Below are 21,708 nucleotides of genomic sequence, written 5' to 3'. Positions count from 1 at the left end.
TATGAGAGTCGGTCCGTCAGCCGGTCGGCGTCAGGTAGATGGTCTTCTCGGACTGGTAGAACTGCATCATCGACGGTCCGGCCTGCTCCTTGAACGTCTGGGTACTCGACGCCTTGTACCCTCCGAACGGCGCGTTCATCGCCATACCGGTGGTGGGCTGATTGATCTTCACCAGACCGGTCTGCGAGGCGTGCGCGAACTCCATGGCCCGCTGAAGATCCCGGGTGATGATGGCGGCGCTCATCCCGAATCTGGTGGCATTCGCCAGCTCGATCGCCTCCGCGTGATCGCGTGCTCGTTGAACCGCCAGGACCGGACCGAAGATCTCCTCGCGCACGATGCGCATGTCGGGAGTGGCATCGGTGAAGATCGCTGGTCGGGCGAAGTAGCCTGCACGCTGGTCGGATTCAGGTTCCGGAGTCCGCAGCACGGCACCCTCGGCAAGCCCGGACGCGACGTAGCCGCGGTACTTCTCGAGCTGCGCCGCACTGGCCAACGGCCCCATGGACACATCGCCATCCAGACCCGCGCCGACGACCAGTTTCGCAACTCGCTCGACAATCGCATCAACCAGCGCGTCGTGGATCTCGTCGACGACGATCAGTCGGCTGGTACCGGTGCACGCCTGCCCGGACAGACCGAACGCACCTTTGACGACGGTCGCTGCGGCCACGTCGATATCTGCGTCGCCGAGTACGACGGTCGGGTTCTTGCCGCCCATCTCCAGTTGCACACGGCGCTGCGGCCCCACCTGGCGGTGGATGGCGTGGCCGACGTCCGTGGAGCCGGTGAACGTCACCGCGTCGACCCGGTCGTCGGCGGCCACCGCGGCGCCCGCCGAGCCACCACCCTGGACCAACGCGATGGCTTCCTTCGGCAGTCCTCCGGCCAGGAGTGCTTCCACCAACCGCTGACCCATCAGCGGGGTGACCTCGGACGGCTTGAACAGCACGGTGTTTCCCGCGGCGAGCGCCGGACCGATCTTGCGAGATGGGATGTTCAGTGGGAAGTTCCAGGGGGTGATCGCCCCGACGCATCCGACCGGTTCGCGGACGGTGTACACCAGACTTCCGGACGCCGCCGGGTACGTGGTGCCGCCCGACCGGACGGCCTCTGCCGCGTAGAACCTCAGATTCATGGGCGTACGACCGACTTCCATGGTCGCCTCGGCACGCGTCTTGCCCTCCTCCCGCACCATCTCTTCGATCAGCTGGGACGCATGGGATTCGAGTTCTGCAGCCGCAGCCTCGAGGACGCGAGCGCGTCGCTCGGGTGCAGTGCCGGCCCAAGCGGGCGCGCCCTTCACGAGGGCGTCGACAGCGGCGTGGACGTCCTCGGCGGCGGAATCCGGAAAGGTGCCGACGACCTCAGCGGGATCGGCCGGGTTCACGCTGACGAAGGTCTCGCCGGAGGTTGCGGGAACCCACTCGCCGCCGATGAAGTTCGCACCGTCTACCGGGTTGCGGGCGGTCATGCCGGCACCTCTTCCTCGCCGAGTTCCCACAGGTCGATGTCCTCATCAGCCAGCACTGCTCGATCGACCGTGCGGCCGATCATCTCGCGGGCGGCCATGATGTCTTCACCCCGATCGATGGCGAAGGCACCGCACATCTGGCCCTCGCGCAGGTAGAAGGCCGAGAACTCGCCGTCGTCGATGTCGCCGCGGAACACCAGATCGTCGACGCCGACGCAAGTTCCGGTGAACTGCAGGTTGAGTTCGTACTGATCGGACCAGAACCAGTGCGCGCTGTCGTCGGGCCTGTCCTCGCCGAGAATGGCACGGGCGACCACCGCGCCCTGACGGTTGGCGTTGTCGACGTGTTCGACTCGCACGTGGCGGCCGGCAGACTCGGAGAACCGTGCGGCAACGTCCCCGACGGCGAAGATCCCCGGCACTGAGCTGCGGCCACGGGCATCGACGACGATCCCGTTGTCGACCCTGATGCCTGCGGCGCTCGCCAGTTCGGTATTGGGTTCGATTCCGATGCCGACGATCACGTCGTCGACGTCGAGCACGGTCCCGTCAGACAGCGTGAGCTGCGCACTCGAGTCGGTGATCTCCGAGGACGTGACGCTGACGCCGCATCGGAGATCAACGCCCCTGCCGCGGTGGATGTCGGCGCACAGATCGGCGATTCGGCTTCCGAGGCGTGGCTCGAGAATCTGGGTGCCGCTTTCGATCAGGGTCACGCCCAGTCCGAATCCTCGAGCGGTGGCAGCGATCTCCAACCCGATGAACCCACCGCCGATGATCGCCAGGCGCGCACCATGGCGGAGCCGATCACGCAGCGTTCGAGCGTCGTCGAGGGTGCGTAGATAGTGCACGCGCGGCGACGACCTGATCGTGAATCCGGGCAACTGGCGCGGTCGACCGCCGGTGGCGATGACGATGGCGTCGGCGGTCAGGGTGTCGCCGCCAGCGAGTCGGAGGACTCGACGCTCAGCGTCGATCCCGTCGACTCGAGTACCGGTCCGGATGGTGATGTCGTTGTCGGCGATGACCTTCGGGGTCAGCAGCGCCATCGTGGACTCATCGGAGGTTCCGGCCAGGAACTCTTTCGACAACGGTGGGCGCTGGTAGGGCGCGTGGAGTTCGTCGCCGAGAAGGGTGACGGTGCCGTCGAACCCGCGCCGACGGAGAGTGCGCGCGGTGACGGTTGCGGCGTGGCCGGTGCCGACGATCGCGACACTTCGGATGCTCATGAGATCTTCCTCTCCTGGTCAACACCCGTGCGCGGGGCGGCCAGGTCCACATAGATGGTGTCGTCGACCACGCGCACCGGATAGGTCGGTTGGCAGACGTCTTGATCCGATTCGTATCCGGTGTCCAGATCGAATCGCCACTGGTGTCCCGGGCAGATCACCCGCCCGTGCAGTAACGTGCCCTTGGCCAGAGAGCGGTCTTGATGAACGCACAGGTCGGCGAACGCGTAGACGTTGTCGCCGACACCGAAGAGGGCGATCGCGGTGCCATTCACCTCCACGCGTAACTTGCGTCGGCGCTTCAGTTCTCGTGTGGTCGCGGCGGCGAGCCATTGTCCGGACCCGGTCACCGCCGTGGACGAATCGTCTGCCATGTGGTCTCTTCCCTCCGGGGCTCGCCGCCGTGAGGTCCCGGGGATCGGGGCCCTCACGGCGCGATGCCGCTCACAGATGCCTGCGTCAGACGCCGGCCAGCTCCAGGTCGGACGCGACGTAGGTGTCGTACAGACCCTTGGTGTAGGAGAACCGCATCTCGGCTCCCCACCGCACCAGCTGCAGGCACCGCTCCTGCAACTGTGGGGTGTCCGCGCAGTCGAGCACGATCTGGTAGCCGCGCTCGCCATGGACCACGTCCGAGGTGATGTGCAGGTCGAAGAACTCGATCTCGTCCTCGGTGAAGCCGTACACCTCGCGCAGCGGGATGATCTGCTTCTTGTAGATGCTCGGGACCTGGGACTCGAGGCCGACGACCAATGCCGCGGTCGCCACCACGAAGTGCTCGCGCTGCGAGACCGCATAGCACCACGACTGCAGACCACGCGTGATGGCGTTCATGTTGCTCGGATCCTCGATGCGCTCACGGGTCGTCCCGCATGCCTCACCGAACTTGATGAGCAGGTCGGTGTGCCGGATGTCCGCCAGTTCCTCCTCGTACATGTTCTGCAGGGTGAAGTCCTTGGCATCGGTGAAGTGGTCCGGCGTGTTGGCGTAGATGTTCGCGAGGTAGTCGGCGAACGGACCGACGTAGTGGTAGTGATTCTCGGCCCACCGAGCGAAGTGGTCCTTGGTGAGTTTGCCGTCGGCCCAGGCCTTGCTGAACGAGGCGTTCTTGGCCTCGCGTCCCTTGATCGCGTTCTCGAGTGCGGCCCGGAACTCGTCACGTCCCATGAGAGTCGTCATGGTTGGTCCTTTCAGAAAATGTTGGTGGAGAACATATGTGGGCTGGATGCTGACTATCTGCTCCGCAACAGTGCGGGGAAATGTCGAGAAGCGCTCGCCCTGAAATGCTTTCGACACTGGCGAGACTAGGAGCGCCTGCAGGTCGTTGCCACGGTCACTGTGTCCGCATATCGGCAGCCGATCCGGTGAAAGTGCACGTCTCAGCTGACACCGGCGGACACGACGGCCTCGAACTCGGCGAGCATCGCGGCGCCGACGGCCTTGTCCTGTTCGCCGTTGCCGCCGCTGATGCCGACGCCACCGACGATCTGTCCTTCGTGGACGAGCGGGAATCCGCCCACGAACGTGGCGAACCTTCCGGGCAGCATGTGCGAGATTCCGAATGCCTCGTTGCCGGGAAGCGCCGGACCGTTCGGCGGTTCGTTGAACAGATGGGTGGCGCGCTCGTGACCGGCAGCGGTGTAGGCCTTGGCCATCGAGATCTCGACACCGGTGATGCGTGCTCCGGGAAGTCTGTGCAGGGCAATGACATTGCCGCCGTCGTCGCAGACACAGAGCGTCTGCTTGACGCCGATCTCCGCCGCCTTGGCGGCGCCGGCCGCGAGAATCGGGAGTGCGTCGTCAAGAGTGATCCGCAGAATCCGATGCATGTGAGTCAACCTTTGATCGCGTGGTGGGGCTGGGGTGCTCGCCGGTCGAGTGCGGCGTAGTGATCATGAAACCGGATCCGTCGCCGTCACGAACGTGTCAACATGACCTGAGAATGTGCGATTCGTTGACTACTCTGCACATAGTGATGGTGTGAGTGCCCTGGTAACTGAACAGGGACGGCACTTTCGTGTCAGGTGCACAGCCCCGCACCGCCCTACCGACAGCCCCGGTGAAAGCAGGTCCAGATGGAACCGCACCCCCGCTTGACCCTTGGTGGTCTTCTCGATGAAGCGCTCATGGAGGGTGCGCGAGTGGTGTCCACCCATGCCGACAGCGAGTCGCCGGTCACCTGGGCGCTGCCGTTCGCCGAGGTGATGACCCGGTACGACGACCTCGCCGCCACCGTTGTCTACGCACGCCCCGAATCACTGGCCGCCAAACCATCGAGCATGAGTTCCCTTGCCGCACGAGGAGCCTCGGCGGTCATCGTCGACGGGCCACTCCCACCCGCGGTCACGCGTGATCAGATTCCGGGCGATCTCGTGGTGATCGAGATGGGCTTCCCGATCGGTTTCTCGGCGCTCAATCGTCTGCTGGCTGAACGGACGCTGACGCAGGAGGTCCACGTCATGCGTTACGCGACGCATGTGCATCAGTCTCTGGCGGGACTGCTGCATCGCGGCGCCGGCATGTCGATGTTGCTCCGTGAGGTCTCTGCGTTGTCGCATTCTCCGGCACTCGTGTTCGACGCCCGGTGCGAGATCGTGGCGCACAACGCTCTCGAGAAGTCGTCGCTCGACCTGCTCGTCCCGACGCTGCGCGAGCGTCTTGCCGAGCGCGAGGACATTCGCGATCATCACGACGCGGCCACTCTGACGGTGACGACGCCGGGCGGCGACTGGACGTGCACCGTCGCGCCGATCCACCTCGGCAAGTACTTCGAAGGATGGGTCGCGATCCTCCACCACGGCGATCGCCCCGGAGTACACGAACTGGCTCAGCATGAGGTGGTCGCCTGCCAGGCCACGGCGATCATCGGGTCGGAGATGTTGCGGCAGCGCAGCGTCGAGGAGGCGGAGGAGCGGGCACGCGGCGACTTCGTACAGGCGTTGGTCCACGGCGGTTTCGTCTCCGAGTACGAGATGCGCACTCGCGCGGAGTATCACGATATCGATCTCAATGCCACCTTCGCCGTCTTCGTCACCCGGACGTCGGTGTCCCGGGTGGAGGGCGCCGAGCCCCAAGCGGACCGGACGCTGCTGCGGTTGGCCCGTTACGCGGCAAGTCTGATGCCGCGCAAAGGGGTTCGCTCGTACATCACGGTGCTCGGCGACATCGTGGTGGTGGTCCGCACGGTCCTGGCCTCCACCCCGGCCGAGGTCGACGAGGAGGTACGGGAGTACGCGGTGGCGATGGCCGACGACCTGACGGATCGAGGGCATGCGTTGTCTGCCGTTGCATTCGGTGCGGCAGCGGTCGGCGCGACGCAGATCCGGGAGAGTTATCGGGAAGCCCGCGTCGCCCTCGACATCGCCGACCGGATGCACATCACCGGTGCGATCGCGTACCAGGAACTGCGGTCCTTCGGGGTACTCGAGCAGATCGCCGACACCGATCGCAGTCGTCAGTTCACGTCCGATGTGCTCGGTCCGATCCGGCTCGGCACCGAACTACACACCATTCTTCTCGCCTATCTGGAACACGGCGGCAACGTGAACGCGGCGGCCCGAGCGTTGACCATGCATCGCAACACGATGTTGTCCAAGATCGATCGGCTCTCCCGTGCGTGCGGTTGCGATATCCGAGTTCCGGAGAACCAGTTCACCGTGTGGCTGGCGTTGCGGCTCGAATTGCTCGACAGCCTCGGGTCGTCACTGGCACGTGAGATGAGCTACCGCTGACCGGATAACTCGGGTTCGGGCTTCTCGGCGGCCTCGGGATTCGCACCGAGGAACGACGCGGCCAGACCGCAGGCGGCGATGGCGGTGGTCAGTGCGAACAGCACGGGATAGTCCCATCGGTGCAGCGCCACCGACACCCAGGCCGCCCCCAGGGCCGAACCACCGAATCGGAGCAGGTTGAACAAGCCGAGACCGGTGCCCTGCGCTCCCGCTGCGGATCGGGTGGAGCCCGCCGCCGCGGGAGTCTGCACGAGGGCGACGCCGATACCCGTGAGGATCAGGACGGCGGCGAGCCATCCGATGTCGACCGCGACGCCGGTCGCCAACGCCAACGCCGTCTGCGCGACGATGAGGATGATCAGGCCGGTCCGCAGGATGGGTCGCGCGCCGAACTGATCGCTGACCCGTCCGACCGGGGGCGCCAGGATCGCCATCGTCGCAGGTAGCGCAAACAGCAGGACTCCCGCCACGGTGGTGCTCGCTCCGTGCGCGACAGCATAGAGCGGGATGGCGAGCAGCGTCGCGCCGAGCGCGAACATCTGCGCAAACGCTGCGCCGGCACTCCGGGCGAATCGTGGCTCGGTGACGGCCCGCATGTCGATGAACGGCACTTGCACGCGTAGGCAGTGCCAGATGGCAAAGGCCAGCAGGATCACCGACGACGCGAGCAGCGCGGCGATGATCCATCCCGCGGTCGACTCCGCCCCGACCAATGTGACGCCGAGGATCAGCAACGCCGACCCGAGTGTCAGGGCGACCGCACCGACGATGTCGAGCCGCATCACCTTGCCCGGATAGCGCGGGACATTTTTCAGGGTCAGGAAGAGACCGAGCACCGCGATCGGTGCCAGCGGCACGAACACCCAGCGCCACCCGGCGACGTCGGCGAGCACGCCCCCGACGGATGGACCGATCGCTTGACCGATGCCGTTGACACTGGCCCACGCACCCACCGCGCGAGCTCGTCGTCGGGGTCCGAACAGCCACGCGATGAGGCCCATCACCGCCGGCGCGAACACCGCGGCCGCCAGCCCGGCGAGCGCCCTCCACGCGATCAGGATCTCCAGGGTGGGCGCCGTCGCCGCCCCGATCGAACAGACCGCGGTGACCACCAGCGCCACACAATAGATTCGTCTCCGCCCGAACCGGTCGCCCACATATCCGGCCAGGGGCATGGCGGCCGCGAATGTGATGAGGAATCCGACGACGACGAGCACGCCGCTACCGAGCGGGGCGTCGAAGTCCGCGAGGATGGCCGACAGCGGCACATTGACCACACCGTTGCTCAGAGTCCCGACGAACGTGCCGGTGAGCAGCGCCGCGAGCGCGAGCGGGGTCCCGGAGTCGTCCCCGTCCGTCGATTCGGGATCGGTTCTGCCTGCCGTCATCGCATCCTCTGCCTGGTGCTCTCGGATTCTCCGGAATCGTGTTCCTGAGCCCCGACTTGTGGTCACGATGTTTCCACCCGAACGGGAGGATACGAACTCGTGCACACCCACAGAATGCACACGGAAGGGACCTGCTCCCTGTGCACAGTGCCCATCGACACCGCAGCGATACTGACCGCGGTGACCTCGCGCGAAACAACCCATTCGCAGCCGGGTTACACGACGGTCACAGGACACGACGAAACTGCGAAAACAGTTCAGTGTGCACACGAAACCCGGGAGCTACGTGTGCATCGTTCTGATTGACCGGTGAGGAAGGCGGGTGGAGTGTCTTCACCACCACAGCCCCGTTCGTTCCTCTCCCGTTAAGGATCTTCACTGTGCAGCCCATAGATCTCACTGCCGCCCATTGGGTTTACCTGGCCGGCGTCATCGTCATCATCGCAACAATGGTCATGCGCAAGAACATCGTCGTTCCTGCCGTCATCGCAACGTTTCTCACCGCGTTCGCGTTCTCGGACAGCATCGTCACGGCGATCGCGTCGATCTTCAACGCCAGCCTGGTGGCGGCGGAGGAGTTGTTCAACATCTTCTTGATCATCGCCCTGGTGACCGCCATGCTCGGCGGCCTACGCCAGATGGGCGCCGACAGATTGATGATCACACCCTTTCGAAAGGTGATGCGCAGCCCGACAAGCAGTTTCATCGTTCTTGGTCTCGTCACCTATCTGATCTCACTCTTCTTCTGGCCGACCCCCGCGGTGCCTCTGGTCGGCGCGGTGTTGATCCCGGTGGCGATCCGCGCGGGGTTGTCTCCGATGTCCGTGGGCATGGTGATCGCCATTGCAGGACAGGGAATGGCGCTGTCGTCGGACTACGTGATGAAGGTGGCCCCCGGAATCTCCGCGAAGGCCGCCGGAATCGATCCCGATGCGGTGGCGGACAAAGCGTTGATCCTGTCACTCATCGTCGGTGCGGTAGCGATGATCATCACGTGGGTGATGCAGCGACGCTCGTGGCGTGCGCCGTCTGCGGAGCTGTTGACCGAGTGGGAGAACGAGGCCGACCGTACTGTCGCGACTGCAGACGCTTCCCCCGCCGATGAGGCGGCGAGCGGCGAGATCGACATCGCAACGGCCTCCACCGGTGGCCGTTCGGCCGGCACAGTCGCACGTGCTTCGGGAGGCTCGGCCTCGGTCGATTCACCCGTGGTGACAGGCGGGCCGACCGGGACCGCAGTGATCGACCCGAACCCGCCGACCGGGGACACTGATGGACCCGATCGCACCCGCAAGGCAGTCATCTTCGCCTGCTTGGTGCCGTTGGTCTACTCCGTTTTCATTGTCTACCTGGCTCTGGGCAAGATCGGCGCGGTCCCGGCGCTCGAGGGCGGTGATGCAGCGGCGATGGTCGGAGGTCTCGCGGCCTTGTTGCTGTTCGCGGTCTGCGCAGCGGACGAGCCCAGCAAGTTTCTGGAGACGACAGCGGAACACCTCGTCGATGGTTTGGTCTTTGCATTCAAGGCGATGGGCATCGTCCTGCCCATCGCGGGCTTCTTCCTCATCGGAAGCTCTGATTTCGCCGGCAAGATCCTGGGCTTGCCCGATGACGCGTCGGCACCTGCATTCCTGTTCGACTTGGTGACCGCCGCAGAGTCTCACCTGCCCAACATCCCGATCGTCACGACGTTTGGGGTCTTGATCGTCGGACTCGTTGCCGGACTGGAGGGCTCCGGATTCAGCGGCCTGCCGCTGACGGGCGCACTCGCCGGAGCCCTCGCCCCCGGCTCCGGCATGGATTCGGCCACCCTGGCTGCGATCGGGCAGATGGGCAACATCTGGTCGGGTGGTGGCACTCTCGTCGCCTGGTCGTCTCTCGTCGCTGTGGCCGGTTTCGCTCGTGTGCCTGTCCTCAGCCTCGCTCGAAAGTGCTTCATCCCGGTGATGAGCGGGCTGATCATCGCGACGGTGATCGCGACGTACTTGTTGTAGGCGTCCATGTTTCGGTAACCGTGGCCCCACCGTGATCGATGCGGTGGGGCCACGGTCCGGTTGGAATCGGATCGACCGGATTGCCAGAAGGCGCTGCGCAGCGGACGATGATCTCCATGCCGGTAGCCGAACTACTCCGAATAGGAACAGCACGACCGATCGTCCGATGGGGTTCGCCCGTCCTGCACATGCCGGCCCGACCGGTGACCGACTTCGGCGGCGAGCTCCAGGCACTGCTGGCCGACATGTTCGCGACCAACACCGCCGCTGATGGCGCCGGGCTCGCCGCGCAACAGATCGGTGTCGACCTCGCGGTGTTCATCTACGACTGCACGGACGAAAGCGGGACACGCCGCACCGGCGTCGTCTGCAATCCGATCGTCGAGCTCCCCGAAGGCCGGGAGCGTCGGCTCGTCGACTACGGCGAGGGGTGCCTCTCGCTTCCCGGCGCCCACACCGACGTCGCACGCCCGGACGTCGCCTCCTGTCGAGGTAGCGACCAGTTCGGAAACGACGTCGAGATCACCGCGGGCGGAACTCTCGGCCGATGCCTGCAACACGAGACCGACCACATCAACGGGATCGTGTTCGGCGACCGGCTCTCGAACCGCGTACGCAAGCGACTCCACCGTGACCATCAGGCAGTCGCCGGTCAGTACCCACTTTCCTGGCCGACGTAGCAGGCCGACGCCCGCGCCGGTCGGGCACAGTCGGTGAAATCTAGGGCACGGTCGGCGAATCCTTGGGCACGGTCGGCGGATTGGAAACGGCTGGGACAGCCGGGGTCTCACGGCCCTAGGTTCTCACGTCCCCGGAAACCCCTCTGGCAAGGGGGCCGGATAGTCGAGCTTGAACTTCGGCCCCGGTGACGCTCCGCGCAGCACCGCACTGATCCATGCCTGCGCCGGCACCCAACCGACGGCAGCGTTGGTGACATGCTCAGGCAGCGGCAGGGTGACGAAACGCAGGTCGGCACCAGCCTGCCAGTACTTGCGGACCACCGGGAGCACCACCGTCGACGGCGGGATCAGTTCGTCCCAGATCCCGTGGAACCACAGGACCGGCGTATCCGGAATGTGCTTGTCCAGACTGAGTTCTCGAAGAAGCGGCATCACCCCGGGCGCCTTCTCGAGTGTCTTGCCCGGCTGGAAGTAGTCGCGGATCGGGCGCCACATCCCGGTCATCGCGGCGGTGTAGACACAGCGGTCGCCGACGTCGGCAACGATCTTCTGGCCCGCCGGGGTGAGCAGCTTCTCCGCGTCGAAGATGTCGGGATACTCGCGGGACAGCGCGGCGAACCCGAGCCACATGGTGAAGTTGCTGATTCCGGTCACGCCCGGCTGGGGTCCCGTCGCATAGCGCGCTTGTGCCGCCAGGTCCGCGGGTGCGCCACCCATGGCTGTGCCCAGGATTCTCACGTCCGGGGCGTAGGTCTTGCGCAGACCGGCCGCTCGGATGGAACCCGAACCACCACCGGAGTATCCATACAACGCAAACCCAGAGTTCCGCAGGCCCAACGTCTTGTCGTTCTTCACGGCACGCAGGCTGTCGAGCACCATCTTGCCCTCGTCCCAGGTACTGAACGTATTGAACTTGCCGTCGAAGTCAGGCACGTTGACGGCGAATCCCTGTGCGAGCCAACTCGTTGCAAGGGTCGCCTCTTTGAAGGTACCGGTCTGCAGGGTGTACGACGGATTACACGACGAGCTGGTGGAGTCGATGGCCTCCTGAAACGACACAACCGGTCGCGGGCTGCCGGTCCACGGGATGCCGGGGATGATCACCGTGGTTGCTGTCACGATCGGCCGGCCGTGCGCATCCTCCGACCGGAACAGCAACTGTTTGGTGTGGACGGGAAACGGAAGCCCGAGCACCCGGGTCTGGACGATGCGTGTCCGCACGACCTGGCCCGGCTCATATGCGCCGATGTTCGGCGGATCCTTATACCAGGGATCGCGATCCGGGGTCGTGATCGGCAGTGCGCGGTAGATGTCGGGCTCGCGCGGCAATTGCGGAAGCTGGTTCTGGTTCGGTGGAAATGTCTGCGGGAAGCCTGGATTCGCCTCAGCGGGCACCGACATCAGCAGTCCGGATGCCGCCATCATCGTGGTCACGACGATGAGCACGCGTCGCCATGCTCGTCCCCTCGACCTCCCTCCGCGCGTGTTCGTTGATCGAGCCGGATCGCAATGCTGAGTGTCCACGCGCGCCCCCGTCGTCGGTGATGTCGGCCACAGCAGTACAGCACACGGGCTTGTTCTGAACAAGCGCTCTTGTTGATAATTGGCTCTACACTTCGAGAGGTGACCGGGAAAGCACGCAGCGCCGCGAAGCAGTCGACGGCCGGGCGCCGCATCAAGGGCCTGGACGCGACCGAGCGCGCGCAACAACGGCGTGAGTTGATCCTCGACGCTGCGCTCGAGCTCTTCGCCCGGGACGGTTACGCGAACTCGTCGATCGAGACCATCTGCCAGATGGCCTACGTCGGCAACAAGGCTTTCTACGAGCACTTCTCCACCAAGGAGGCCTGCTATCTGGAACTGCTGCAACGTAATACGCATACGATCTTCGAGAAGCTCTACGCGGCGCCCGACAACCCGGACGATTCCGAGGCCGACGTCACGCGGCAGCTGCTGACGATGTTCGTCGACGCCCTGGCCGACGACCCCCGCGTCGGCGTCGTCACCTTCGGACAGTCAGGCGGCATCTCCCCCACCGTCGAGCGGCAACGACGCGCCAACCGCCGCCAGGCCGCCGACCTCATCCGCTCGGTGTGGTCGCGCTTCGACGATCCCGCCGGCGAGCGCCCGCCCGAGCACATGGCGATCGCGGTGACCGGCGGATTGTTCGATCTCATCGCCGACGCGCTGGACCAGTCCGACGGCGTGCTCACCGCCCGGACGAGGACACCGCTGGTCGACGACATGACCGACTTCGTACTCACGGTGCGGGCAGGTATGCGCGCGGGTTCATGACCGGGGCAATCCTGCGGAGTCATTCGCGCCGGTGAATGCCGGACGGTCTGCCGCTGTCGGACAGCGTGGTCCGTCAAAACGGTCATCCACATCGGTGCCGCGCGAGACAATCGTCTGGCTTCCACGCAGTCATCGACGAGGAGAGACCGATGCTGAGCACCATGCAAGACGCCCCGCTGTCCATCGCGCAGCTACTCCGTCACGGCAGTACCGTCCACGGCACCGCCGAGGTGGTCACCTGGACCGACGCGGGCGGCCGACGTCGTAGCTACGCCGAGGTCGGCCGACGCTGCGCCCAACTTGCGCACGCGTTGCGGGGCCTCGGCGTCAGCGGCGACGAACGCGTCGGCACGTTCATGTGGAACAACGCCGAACACCTCGAGGCTTATCTCGCGGTGCCGTCGATGGGCGCGGTGCTGCACACCCTCAACATCCGGCTGTTCCCCGAGCAGTTGATTCATGTCGCCAACCACGGCGAGGACCAAATCATCATCGTCGACCCCACCCTCCTTCCGCTGCTGACGCCTCACCTGCCGCAGCTGACGACCGTCAAGCACGTCATCGTGACCGGCGGCTCGGCCGACGGCGTCGACGTGCCCGACGGGGTGCAGGTGCACGCCTACGAAGCCCTCATCGCCGATCAGCCCACCGAGTTCGACTGGCCCGAGGTCGACGAACGGTCGGCCGCCGCGATGTGCTACACCTCCGGCACCACGGGCGACCCGAAAGGTGTTGTCTACTCACATCGTTCGATCTATCTGCACTCGATGCAGGTCTGTATGAGTGATGGGCCCGCGCTCAAGCAGGGAGATCGGGCGTTGGCGATCGTCCCCCAATTCCACGCCATGGCATGGGGTCTGCCGTACGCGGCCTTCATGATCGGCGCGTCGATGATCATGCCCGATCGATTCCTGCAGCCCGAGCCTCTGGCCGCGCTGATCGCAGCGGAGCAGCCCACGTTCTCCGCAGCCGTGCCGACGATCTGGCAGGGGCTACACCAGTATCTCGAACAGCATCCGCAGGACATCTCGTGCATGCACGACGTCCTCATCGGCGGGTCGGCGGTGCCGCCATCGCTGATGCACACCTTCGACACCGACCACGGCATCCAGATCCTCCAGGGTTGGGGCATGACCGAGACCTCGCCCCTGGGCTCGGTATCGCGACCGCCGGCCCACACCGAGGGCGAGGAGCGGTGGCGCTACCGCTACACGCAGGGCCGGTTCCCGGCGTCGGTGCAGGCACGGCTCGTCGACGACCTCGGCGAGGTGATGCCCAACGACGGCAAGGCGGTCGGCGAGGTCGAGGTCCGCGGACCGTGGATAACCGGCTCGTATTACGGCATCGACGCCGCCGACAAGTTCGACGACGGGTGGTTGCGCACCGGCGACGTCGGAACCATCACGCCGGACGGCTATCTCACGCTCACCGACCGCACCAAGGACATCATCAAGTCCGGCGGCGAGTGGATCTCTTCAGTCGACCTCGAGAACGAGGTGATGGGACATCCCGACGTCATCGAGGCCGCGGTGATCGGTGTGCCCGATGCGAAGTGGGATGAGCGGCCGCTGGTGGCCGTCGTCCTGCGCGAAGGTTCCGACGCGAAAGTCGAGGACCTTCGAGAGTTCCTGTCCGACAAGGTCGCCAAATGGCAGCTGCCGGAGAACTGGACGGTGATCAACGAGGTCCCGAAGACCAGCGTCGGCAAGTTCGACAAGAAACGGTTGCGGTCGCAGTACAGCGATGGGGATCTGGAGGTCACGCGGATCTGAGCCAGGATCGCCGTGGGTTGCCGGCCGGATGGTTCGTCCCCCGAAATCCGCAAGAATCCACGTGAATTCGCGGAGGGTTTGACGAATCGGGAGGACGAATCGCGGTGGAGCTCAGACCGACACCGGGCGCCGACCCACCAGCGATCCGATCGTCTGCAACACCGAGTAGGGAACGATCGCGCTGCTGCGAGGGTTATCGGTACTCGGCCGGTTCTCGAACACCATCGAGTAGCGACCGAACGCGCCGTCGGCGCTGATGGCGTGCCGGGTCATCGGCGTGTGCGGATCGGCGATCAGTTCCACCACCGTCCTACCCTGTCCGCCGGCCGCGAGGTCGACGGCGAGTGCGACATTGAGCGACTCGGGGAACAGCCGCGCCGCCTCGTCCGGCGTTCCGCGGAACGCCCGAACCGGCTTTGAGGCGTCGGTGAGGCGTTGCTTCTCGTCGGCGGACATCCACGGCCGCAGCAGGCTTGTCGGCTTCTTCGTCGAGGTGAGGGTCACGGTGTCCAACCCACCGGCCGCGTGCGCTGCGGCGAGCATGTCGAGTCCGCCGATGGCCCCGTTGGTGATCATCATCCGGCCGGGGCCCGCGGCGCTCAGCCGAGCGCGCAGATCGACGTCGCTGAGCGCTCCTACCGAGGTCAGCACCAGGTCGACACCTGCCTCGAGGATCGCGGCTGCGCGGTCGCGAACCGCCTGTTGGCCGGCACATTCGACGATCACGTCCGCGGTATGGAGCGCATCATCCAACGTCGTCCACGGCACCGTCGAATCACCGTGCGGGCGACGGCAGATGACGCCGCAGAGTTCGGCGCCGGCAACCTTTCCGGTCATGAGTTCGGCTGCCACCACCGAGCCGATGGTTCCGTGTCCGAGTACGGCGACCCGACGGGCAAGTGGTCGGTGAGCGAACGTCGTCATTGGGGCTCCCCCGATCTGCGTATCGCCCGATAGACGCGCTCCGGCGTCATCGGCAACTCTGTGAGTTGCGCGCCGGTGGCGTCGGCGATGGCCTGCGCGATCGCCGGAGCGACAGGGAGCATGCCGCCCTCGCCCATACCCTTGGCGCCGAATGGTCCGGCTCCGTGACCTTGCTCCTGGGTGATCGAGGTGAATCGTTCGGGAATGTCTTCGGCGAGCGGCACCCGGTACAGCAGCGCCTCCGCGTTGAGCAGTTCACCGTCTTCGTAGCGCATCTCTTCGAACAGTGCCTGTGCGAGTCCGAATATCGCGGCGCCCTCATCCTGCCCGCGGCACCCGATCTTGCTGATCACCTTGCCGGCGTCCCCACTCACGGCGAGCTGTAGGACCTTGACGCAGCCGGTCTCGACGTCGACCTCCACTTCAGCTGCTGCCCAGCCGATCTCCCAGAACACGCAAGGCGCCTCCAACGGGGCGCGGTGATCGTTGCGAGCCTTGTAGAATCCGTCGGCGGAGAACTCGAAACCGGTGTTGCCGAAGATCTCCATGATGCGCGGGAACAGCGGATGCGGGTCGCCACCGTCGCCGCGGACGGTCCAGTCGTCGAGTTCGGCCCGGGCCGGGTCGAATCCGAACTGGTCGCCGGACCATTCGAGGACTTGCCTCCGGAGCGTCTCGGCGGCGTTGCGTACGGCCTGACCCATCACTGCCACACCGGAACTCGCGTTGGTGCCTTGATCGAACGGCGTGTTATCGGTGTCGATCCGGGCGTAGGTCACCCGCTCCGTGCGGGTGTGCAAGATGTCGGCGACGAGCTGACACATCGCCGAGTGCCCGCCCTGGCCCATCTCGGTCAGCGCACAGTTCAGGATCACGTCACCTTTCGACGTCACCTTGACCCGCGCCATTGCCGGCTTGTTGATGCCGCCGCCGTCTTTCACGCCGACCGCGACACCCATGCCGCGCCGCAGCGGACCGGTTGAGTCCGCCGGGCTTCGCTGGTGGTAGCCGATGGCGTCGGCGACGACGCGTAGCCCCTCGTCGAGGTCTGAGTCGATGCCGGACTCGCCGGGCACGAACTCTTCACCGAGTGCCTTGAAGTTCCTGACCCGTAGAGCATACGGGTCCAGGCCGAGACGTTCCGCGATGAGGTCCACCTGGCGTTCACTGGCCCAGGTGGCCTGGGTGCCGCCGAAGCCGCGCATCGCGCCCGCGGGCACCGTGTTGGTGGTGACGACCTGGCAGACCGAATCGATGTGGTCCCACCGATACGCGCCGGGCATGCGGTAGCCGGCCTTCTCCGCCACTGGAGGGCTGTGCTCCGCGTACGCGCCGCCGTTGAGCAGCACCAGCGATTCCCGGGCGACGAACGTACCGTCCGAGGTGACACCGGATCTCACGACGAGTTTGGCCGCGTGTTGCGAGACCGTCAGGAAGACCTCCTCGGTGGTCATCGCGAACCGCACCGGCCGGCCACCGCACAACTGGGACAGCCGAATCGCCACCGGGTCGGCCTTGGGTCCGTTCTTGGCTCCGAACCCGCCGCCCAGGAGCGGAACGTGGACCCGAATCCGGTTCTCCGGCAGCGAGAAGATCCGTGAGAGCTCCTTGCGGAGGTTGAACGGGCTCTGCGTCGACGTCCACACCTCGATCTCGTCGTCGCTCGCCTCGGCGACGGTGACGAACGGCTCCAGATGCATGTGGTTCATGCGGGAGAAGTAGAAGGTGTCGGTGAAGATGTGATCGCAGCGCTGCCACGCGGCGGGATCACCGGTGCGGTAGCGGAACTCATACGGGACGTTGTCGCGGGGCCGCAAGACCGCGGAGGCGCCGTCGCCGTACCCGGGGACCACGCCGAGCGGCGGCTCCGGGTGGATCACCGGAGCACCCTCGGCCAGCGCGTCGTCGACATCGAAAACGGCCGGGAGGATCTCGTACTGCACGTCGATGAAGTCGAGGGCCTCGAGCGCTGTTCGCTCGTCGACGGCGGCCACCGCGGCGACGATGTCGCCGACATATCGGACGGTGTCCATGGCGACGGTGGGCTGGTCCTTGACCATCGTCCCGTACGGTTGCAGCCCAACGGCTTCCGCGCGGGTCAAGACGGCTTTGACACCGGGCACGCGACGTGCCGCAGCGGCGTCGATGGACACGATGCGGGCGTGGGCGTGTGGGCTGCGCAGCACTTTCGCGTGCAGCATCCCAGCGCGCGCCAGGTCGGTGCCGTAGATGGCGCGTCCGGTGACCTTGGCGCCGGCGTCAGCACGTGGTTTGTCCCGCCCGGTGATGCGCCGATCCGGATCGACCGTGGGTAGCTCGTGAATGACATATCCGCGGTCGGGATCGTTGACGACGCCGTGCTGGAACGACTCGACGGCGGTCACCGATGCTCCTCGGCTTTCGGCTGCACCGGAACGTTGTGGGGTGCATCGGCTGCTGCGATGCGCGCGGCACACTCCACCGACTCGAGGATCGTCTCGTATCCCGTGCATCGGCACGTGTTGGACGAGATCCACTCGCGGATCGTCGCGCGATCCGGTTCGGGGGTGTGCCGGAGTAGGCCCGTGGTGAGCATCAGCATTCCCGACGTGCAATAGCCGCATTGGAATCCGCCGCACTCGGTGAAGCCGCGCTGCGCCGGCGACGGGGTGCCGTCGTCGTCCGCGAGCCCTTCGACGGTCTGTACGGAGGCACCGTCGACGGCGAACGCGAAGGTCGAACACGCCGCGACGGGCAGGTCGTCGATCAGCACGGTGCAGGCGCCGCATACGCCCCGTTCACACGAGGCACGTACACCGCGGCAGTCGAATTCGGACCGCAGCATGCCGAGGAGTGTCTCGTTGGTGTCGACCCGGACGGCCTGGGTGTGCCCGTTGAGTTCGAACTGCACTGTGGCAGTGAGCTCTCCATCGTCTGGAATCATGGTGTCGGTGTCCTCTCCACGCCGTCGTCGACGGCCGCACGCAGGATACGGCCGGTCAGCACCTTCACGAGGTGACGGCGGTAGTCGGCCGATCCGGTGTGGTCGGCGCACTCGTCGGGCAGCTGATCGGCGAGAGTCGCGGCGAGTGCGGACGGGGCCAGATCGCGCAGGTCGTCGCCGGGAGCATGCGCTGTCAGGGTATAGCCGGGCCGGTACTCGGAGCCTGCGACGGCGCGTATGTCGAGCCCGCCGGCCGGTGCTGCGCGGACCGCGAGTGCCAGCGTTGCTGTCGGCCGCATCGACCGTTCGTACCCGAACCAGCGGAGTCCGGTGGTGTCCACGCGGGCATTGCAGAGCAGCCGACCCGTTGCGTCGTAGTCGTATTCGGCGCCGAGCGCGCCCAGCAGCAGCGGCATCTCGTAGCGGGTCCGGGCGGCCATGACGTTGCCGCCGATGGTGCCGGTGTAGCGGATGCGGACCGTTGCGATCGAACTCCATGCCGCCGCGAAACCCGGTATCGCCGTGCGGACGATCGGGTGCATCGATCCGTCGTGATGACTCACTGCTGCACCGATGCGCAGCATGCCGTCGGACTCGTCGATCTCGCGGAGTTCGGCGACGCGTTGCAGCGAGATCAGTCGCTCGATGCGTTCGCCCTCCCGGATACGGGCGACGAGGTCGGAGCAGCCGGCAGCGATGGTCGCCTCCGGGTACTCGGCGACCAGGACAGTGGCCTGCGTGAGGGTGGTGGGCCGATGCAGTCGAAACGGGGCGATCGCCGACTGGGACTGCGCGAGCATTCCCGCCCCCAGAGCCTGCGCACGCATCAGCGGCGGTCCGTCGCGGGCACCTCCACGCCGCGCAGCAACGACGTGACGTGCGCGCGGGTTTCGACGAACACCGGGTCTTCCTTGGTGAGGATCTGATCGCGCGGACGCGGCAGGTCGACGTCGATCACCTCGGCGACCACACTCGGCGGCTTCGACAGCACGATGATGCGGTCGGCCAGGTAGACACTCTCGTCGATGTCGTGGGTGACCACCAGCACGGTGATGCCCAGCCGCGCCTGGATGGTGAGCAGCAGATCTTCGAGCTCGGCGCGGGTCTGGGCATCGACGGATGCGTACGGCTCGTCCATCAGCAGCAGCGCGGGATGGCGAGCGAGGGCGCGGGCGATGGCCACGCGCTGCTGCATGCCGCCGGACATCTGCCAGGGATAGAGCTTCTCCTTGCCGGCGAGCCCGACCGCTTCGATGGCCTCCTGCACACGCTGTGTACGTTCGGCCGTATCGAGGTGCTTGAGTGGGAAGGCGACGTTCTTGTCGACACGCATCCAGGGGAACAGCGAACGCGAGTAGTCCTGGAAGACCATCGCCAGCCCGTCCGGAACGCCGCGCACGGGAGTGCCGTTGAACTCGACTCCACCGTCGGTGGGCGTGTCGAGTCCGCTGATCATCCGGAGCAGTGTCGACTTTCCGCAGCCGGACGGGCCGACGATGACGCTGACCTTGCCGGCGGGGATCTGCGCGGTGACGTCGCTGACGGCGAGGTTGTCGCCGTAGGACTTGGACACACCGTCGAGAGACAGTGCCGCCGAGATGGTTTCGGGTATAGTCGTTGTGCTAGTCATGTTGGGCTGTTGCTCCTCGATGCCAGGCCAGGACTCGTCGTTCGATGCCCTTGAAGATGAAATTGAGTACCACCCCGAGGGCGGCCAGGACGATCAGGACCGCCCAGAATCCGGTGTAGTCGAAGTTTCGTTGGGTCTGGATGAGCAGATACCCTAATCCGTTCTCCGACTTCTGCAATTCGGAGATGATCATGATGATCAGGGATAACGACATCGCGGTCCGGATGCCCGCGAAGATCTTGGGTGAGGCGCCCGGCAGGACGATGTGTGTCAGGGTGTCGAAGCGACCGATCTTGAAGACCGCGGCCGCCTGCATCCGTGCCGTGCCGACGCTGCCGACACCGTCCATGGTGTTCAGCAGGATCGGCCACACCACGCTGAAGGCGATGAGGAAGATCTTCGGGCTGTCGCCGGTGCCGAACAGGAAGAAGAACACGCCCAACAGTGCCGGGCTCGGCAGCGACCTGCCGAGATGAATCAGTGGTTGGAACAGCGCGGTCATCACGCGGCTCATCCCCAGCAGCACACCGAGGCCCACCCCGATGACGATGGCCAGGCCGAGGCCGGCCATCGCTCGCCACAGACTCGGGATGAGGTCGTCGTAGAAGGCGTCGCCAAGGAACAGCTTGCTCGGGTCGGTACTGAAGAAGTCGCTGAACACCCGGCTGAACGCGTCGGCCGGCGCGGCGACGAACAGTCCCGACGTCGGTGATTGCGACAGCGCATACCAGATGACGAGCAACAGCACGGGAACAATCAGACGTAGACCGCCACGACCGAGAAGTCGGCGGGCCTGCAGGGTGCGCGCGCTACGCGCCGGGGGTGTGTTCGCGATCGTGTGATGCTGTGTGACCGTCGCGCGATCTGCCTGTGCCAGAGTCATTGTGCGAGGCCTTTCTTCCATCCGAAGGCGGTCGAGTCGACCACCGCGAACACACCGCTGACGGCCATGCCGAGCAGGCCGGCGACCAGTGTGGCGGCGTACACGACGTCGAGATCGGTGGCGTTTGCGCTGTTGACGAGGATGTACCCGCCGATCCCCTGGCCGTTGCCGATCAGCAGTTCGGCGCTCACCGCCACGATCAGTCCGATCGATGCGGCGATGCGAATGCCGGTGAAGGCGAAGGGCAGTGCGCTCGGGATCTTGACCCGTCCGAGGATGCGTAGTTCGGAGAGCCCGAAGCTGCGGGCCGTCTGCACGGCGGTCACGTCTGCGCCGCGCACGCCGTACATGGTGTTGAGCAGGATCGGCCAGAGACAGGCGAGCGCCACGGTCAGTGACAGCGGCAGCATCCCGGCGCCGATCAGCAGCACGAGGATCGGTCCCACCGCCACCGACGGCAGCACCCGGAACACCTCGACCGGAAGCTCGAGGGCGACGAACACCGAGGTGAACGCACCCATGAGACCGCCGATCAGCACGCCGACAACGGACGCGATCAGCACACCCAGCAACCACTCCTGCAGCGTGAAACCGACTGCTTCCCAGAATGTCCCGTCACCGATCAGGTCTCCGACACCGCCGGCGACCTGGGTCGGGATGGGTAGACCCGGCTTACCGATGACCGACGGCTGGAACAGCAGCTGCGCGACGGCGGCCGTCCCGAGCGTTCCCACGACTCCGTACGCGATCACCCGCGTCCGACTCAATGGTTCGTTGTCGACGCGCAT

19 protein-coding genes are annotated in these 21,708 nt (G+C 65.8%); 5 read left to right on the top strand and 14 right to left on the bottom strand.

Annotated elements, in window-relative coordinates:
• Nucleotides 1-16: 16 nt before the first annotated feature.
• The 5 genes from QSJ19_RS16670 to QSJ19_RS16650 all read right to left on the bottom strand — a co-directional run bounded on the left by QSJ19_RS16670 (nucleotide 17) and on the right by QSJ19_RS16650 (nucleotide 4,532).
• Entirely contained in the window at nucleotides 17-1,474 is a 1,458-nt protein-coding gene (locus QSJ19_RS16670; RefSeq protein WP_286321997.1) for an aldehyde dehydrogenase family protein, read from the bottom strand.
• Nucleotides 1,471-2,703, bottom strand: a complete 1,233-nt coding sequence (locus QSJ19_RS16665; protein ID WP_286321996.1) for an NAD(P)/FAD-dependent oxidoreductase — start codon at nucleotides 2,701-2,703, stop codon at nucleotides 1,471-1,473. The genes QSJ19_RS16670 and QSJ19_RS16665 overlap by 4 nt, the downstream gene beginning before the upstream one ends.
• Nucleotides 2,700-3,077: a Rieske (2Fe-2S) protein gene (locus tag QSJ19_RS16660; protein WP_286321994.1), complete on the bottom strand. Its 378-nt coding sequence runs from the start codon at nucleotides 3,075-3,077 to the stop codon at nucleotides 2,700-2,702. The genes QSJ19_RS16665 and QSJ19_RS16660 overlap by 4 nt, the downstream gene beginning before the upstream one ends.
• Before the next feature lie 85 nt (nucleotides 3,078-3,162).
• The gene (locus QSJ19_RS16655) at nucleotides 3,163-3,882 is read right to left on the bottom strand and encodes an iron-containing redox enzyme family protein (protein ID WP_286321992.1); all 720 of its coding nucleotides are present in this window, start codon (nucleotides 3,880-3,882) and stop codon (nucleotides 3,163-3,165) included.
• A 200-nt stretch (nucleotides 3,883-4,082) separates the two neighbouring features.
• Complete coding sequence (locus QSJ19_RS16650) at nucleotides 4,083-4,532, bottom strand: GlcG/HbpS family heme-binding protein (protein WP_286321991.1); 450 nt, start codon at nucleotides 4,530-4,532, stop codon at nucleotides 4,083-4,085.
• Nucleotides 4,533-4,778: 246 nt separating this feature from the next.
• On the opposite strand from QSJ19_RS16650, the gene QSJ19_RS16645 reads away from it, so the two are divergent.
• Nucleotides 4,779-6,434 (top strand): PucR family transcriptional regulator, encoded by a 1,656-nt coding sequence (locus tag QSJ19_RS16645; RefSeq protein WP_286321990.1) that lies wholly within the window; start codon nucleotides 4,779-4,781, stop codon nucleotides 6,432-6,434.
• Here QSJ19_RS16645 and QSJ19_RS16640 read toward each other — a convergent pair.
• Complete coding sequence (locus QSJ19_RS16640) at nucleotides 6,425-7,822, bottom strand: MFS transporter (protein WP_286321988.1); 1,398 nt, start codon at nucleotides 7,820-7,822, stop codon at nucleotides 6,425-6,427. The two genes, QSJ19_RS16645 and QSJ19_RS16640, sit on opposite strands and share 10 nt — an antisense overlap.
• Before the next feature lie 380 nt (nucleotides 7,823-8,202).
• Here QSJ19_RS16640 and QSJ19_RS16635 point away from each other — a divergent pair, with 380 nt between their 5' ends.
• A complete protein-coding gene (locus QSJ19_RS16635) occupies nucleotides 8,203-9,813 on the top strand; it encodes a hypothetical protein (protein ID WP_286321987.1) in 1,611 nt (536 codons plus the stop codon).
• Between the two features lie 116 nt (nucleotides 9,814-9,929).
• A complete protein-coding gene (gene def / locus QSJ19_RS16630; RefSeq protein ID WP_286321986.1) occupies nucleotides 9,930-10,493 on the top strand; it encodes a peptide deformylase in 564 nt (187 codons plus the stop codon).
• A 123-nt stretch (nucleotides 10,494-10,616) separates the two neighbouring features.
• Here the strand turns inward: def and QSJ19_RS16625 are convergent, their stop codons facing one another.
• A complete protein-coding gene (locus QSJ19_RS16625; protein WP_286322019.1) occupies nucleotides 10,617-11,918 on the bottom strand; it encodes a lipase family protein in 1,302 nt (433 codons plus the stop codon).
• 198 nt (nucleotides 11,919-12,116) lie between these two features.
• Between QSJ19_RS16625 and QSJ19_RS16620 the strand changes: the two genes are divergently transcribed.
• Both QSJ19_RS16620 and QSJ19_RS16615 read left to right on the top strand, forming a co-directional pair.
• The gene (locus tag QSJ19_RS16620) at nucleotides 12,117-12,788 is read left to right on the top strand and encodes a TetR/AcrR family transcriptional regulator (protein WP_286321985.1); all 672 of its coding nucleotides are present in this window, start codon (nucleotides 12,117-12,119) and stop codon (nucleotides 12,786-12,788) included.
• A 149-nt stretch (nucleotides 12,789-12,937) separates the two neighbouring features.
• Complete coding sequence (locus QSJ19_RS16615; protein ID WP_286321983.1) at nucleotides 12,938-14,560, top strand: long-chain fatty acid--CoA ligase; 1,623 nt, start codon at nucleotides 12,938-12,940, stop codon at nucleotides 14,558-14,560.
• 111 nt (nucleotides 14,561-14,671) lie between these two features.
• Here QSJ19_RS16615 and QSJ19_RS16610 read toward each other — a convergent pair whose 3' ends face one another.
• Genes QSJ19_RS16610 through QSJ19_RS16580 form a run of 7 tightly spaced genes read right to left on the bottom strand, consistent with a single transcriptional unit; the run spans nucleotide 14,672 to nucleotide 21,708 of the window.
• On the bottom strand, nucleotides 14,672-15,484 hold the full coding sequence (locus QSJ19_RS16610; protein ID WP_286321981.1) for an aspartate dehydrogenase domain-containing protein: 813 nt from the start codon (nucleotides 15,482-15,484) through the stop codon (nucleotides 14,672-14,674).
• Nucleotides 15,481-17,868: a xanthine dehydrogenase family protein molybdopterin-binding subunit gene (locus tag QSJ19_RS16605; protein ID WP_286321980.1), complete on the bottom strand. Its 2,388-nt coding sequence runs from the start codon at nucleotides 17,866-17,868 to the stop codon at nucleotides 15,481-15,483. Before QSJ19_RS16605 ends, QSJ19_RS16610 begins: the two co-directional genes overlap by 4 nt.
• Nucleotides 17,865-18,407 (bottom strand): (2Fe-2S)-binding protein, encoded by a 543-nt coding sequence (locus QSJ19_RS16600; protein ID WP_286321979.1) that lies wholly within the window; start codon nucleotides 18,405-18,407, stop codon nucleotides 17,865-17,867. Before QSJ19_RS16600 ends, QSJ19_RS16605 begins: the two co-directional genes overlap by 4 nt.
• Nucleotides 18,404-19,234 (bottom strand): FAD binding domain-containing protein, encoded by an 831-nt coding sequence (locus QSJ19_RS16595; protein ID WP_286321978.1) that lies wholly within the window; start codon nucleotides 19,232-19,234, stop codon nucleotides 18,404-18,406. The genes QSJ19_RS16600 and QSJ19_RS16595 overlap by 4 nt, the downstream gene beginning before the upstream one ends.
• Nucleotides 19,234-20,037, bottom strand: coding sequence for an ABC transporter ATP-binding protein (locus tag QSJ19_RS16590; protein ID WP_286321976.1), 804 nt, complete (start codon nucleotides 20,035-20,037; stop codon nucleotides 19,234-19,236). The genes QSJ19_RS16595 and QSJ19_RS16590 overlap by 1 nt, the downstream gene beginning before the upstream one ends.
• Nucleotides 20,030-20,920 carry an ABC transporter permease gene (locus tag QSJ19_RS16585; protein WP_286321975.1) on the bottom strand — a complete coding sequence of 297 codons (891 nt, stop codon included), beginning with the start codon at nucleotides 20,918-20,920 and terminating at the stop codon, nucleotides 20,030-20,032. Before QSJ19_RS16585 ends, QSJ19_RS16590 begins: the two co-directional genes overlap by 8 nt.
• Nucleotides 20,917-21,708 carry an ABC transporter permease gene (locus tag QSJ19_RS16580; RefSeq protein WP_286321974.1) on the bottom strand — a complete coding sequence of 264 codons (792 nt, stop codon included), beginning with the start codon at nucleotides 21,706-21,708 and terminating at the stop codon, nucleotides 20,917-20,919. The genes QSJ19_RS16585 and QSJ19_RS16580 overlap by 4 nt, the downstream gene beginning before the upstream one ends.

This window comes from Gordonia sp. ABSL11-1 (genome assembly GCF_030315685.1).
GTDB lineage: Bacteria > Actinomycetota > Actinomycetes > Mycobacteriales > Mycobacteriaceae > Gordonia.
Note: the sequence above shows the minus strand (reverse complement) of the source record. Positions and strands in the feature narration are given on the sequence as shown.

Coding starts and splice junctions, on each gene's coding strand:
- QSJ19_RS16590 (WP_286321976.1), bottom strand. CDS start 20,037: ATGACTAGCACAACGACTATACCCGAAACCATCTCGGCGGCACTGTCT.
- QSJ19_RS16580 (WP_286321974.1), bottom strand. CDS start 21,708: ATGCGCGTCGACAACGAACCATTGAGTCGGACGCGGGTGATCGCGTAC.
- def (WP_286321986.1), top strand. CDS start 9,930: ATGCCGGTAGCCGAACTACTCCGAATAGGAACAGCACGACCGATCGTC.
- QSJ19_RS16600 (WP_286321979.1), bottom strand. CDS start 18,407: ATGATTCCAGACGATGGAGAGCTCACTGCCACAGTGCAGTTCGAACTC.
- QSJ19_RS16650 (WP_286321991.1), bottom strand. CDS start 4,532: ATGCATCGGATTCTGCGGATCACTCTTGACGACGCACTCCCGATTCTC.
- QSJ19_RS16660 (WP_286321994.1), bottom strand. CDS start 3,077: ATGGCAGACGATTCGTCCACGGCGGTGACCGGGTCCGGACAATGGCTC.
- QSJ19_RS16625 (WP_286322019.1), bottom strand. CDS start 11,918: ATGATGGCGGCATCCGGACTGCTGATGTCGGTGCCCGCTGAGGCGAAT.
- QSJ19_RS16595 (WP_286321978.1), bottom strand. CDS start 19,234: ATGCGTGCGCAGGCTCTGGGGGCGGGAATGCTCGCGCAGTCCCAGTCG.
- QSJ19_RS16640 (WP_286321988.1), bottom strand. CDS start 7,822: ATGACGGCAGGCAGAACCGATCCCGAATCGACGGACGGGGACGACTCC.
- QSJ19_RS16615 (WP_286321983.1), top strand. CDS start 12,938: ATGCTGAGCACCATGCAAGACGCCCCGCTGTCCATCGCGCAGCTACTC.
- QSJ19_RS16670 (WP_286321997.1), bottom strand. CDS start 1,474: ATGACCGCCCGCAACCCGGTAGACGGTGCGAACTTCATCGGCGGCGAG.
- QSJ19_RS16665 (WP_286321996.1), bottom strand. CDS start 2,703: ATGAGCATCCGAAGTGTCGCGATCGTCGGCACCGGCCACGCCGCAACC.
- QSJ19_RS16655 (WP_286321992.1), bottom strand. CDS start 3,882: ATGACGACTCTCATGGGACGTGACGAGTTCCGGGCCGCACTCGAGAAC.
- QSJ19_RS16610 (WP_286321981.1), bottom strand. CDS start 15,484: ATGACGACGTTCGCTCACCGACCACTTGCCCGTCGGGTCGCCGTACTC.
- QSJ19_RS16645 (WP_286321990.1), top strand. CDS start 4,779: ATGGAACCGCACCCCCGCTTGACCCTTGGTGGTCTTCTCGATGAAGCG.
- QSJ19_RS16585 (WP_286321975.1), bottom strand. CDS start 20,920: ATGACTCTGGCACAGGCAGATCGCGCGACGGTCACACAGCATCACACG.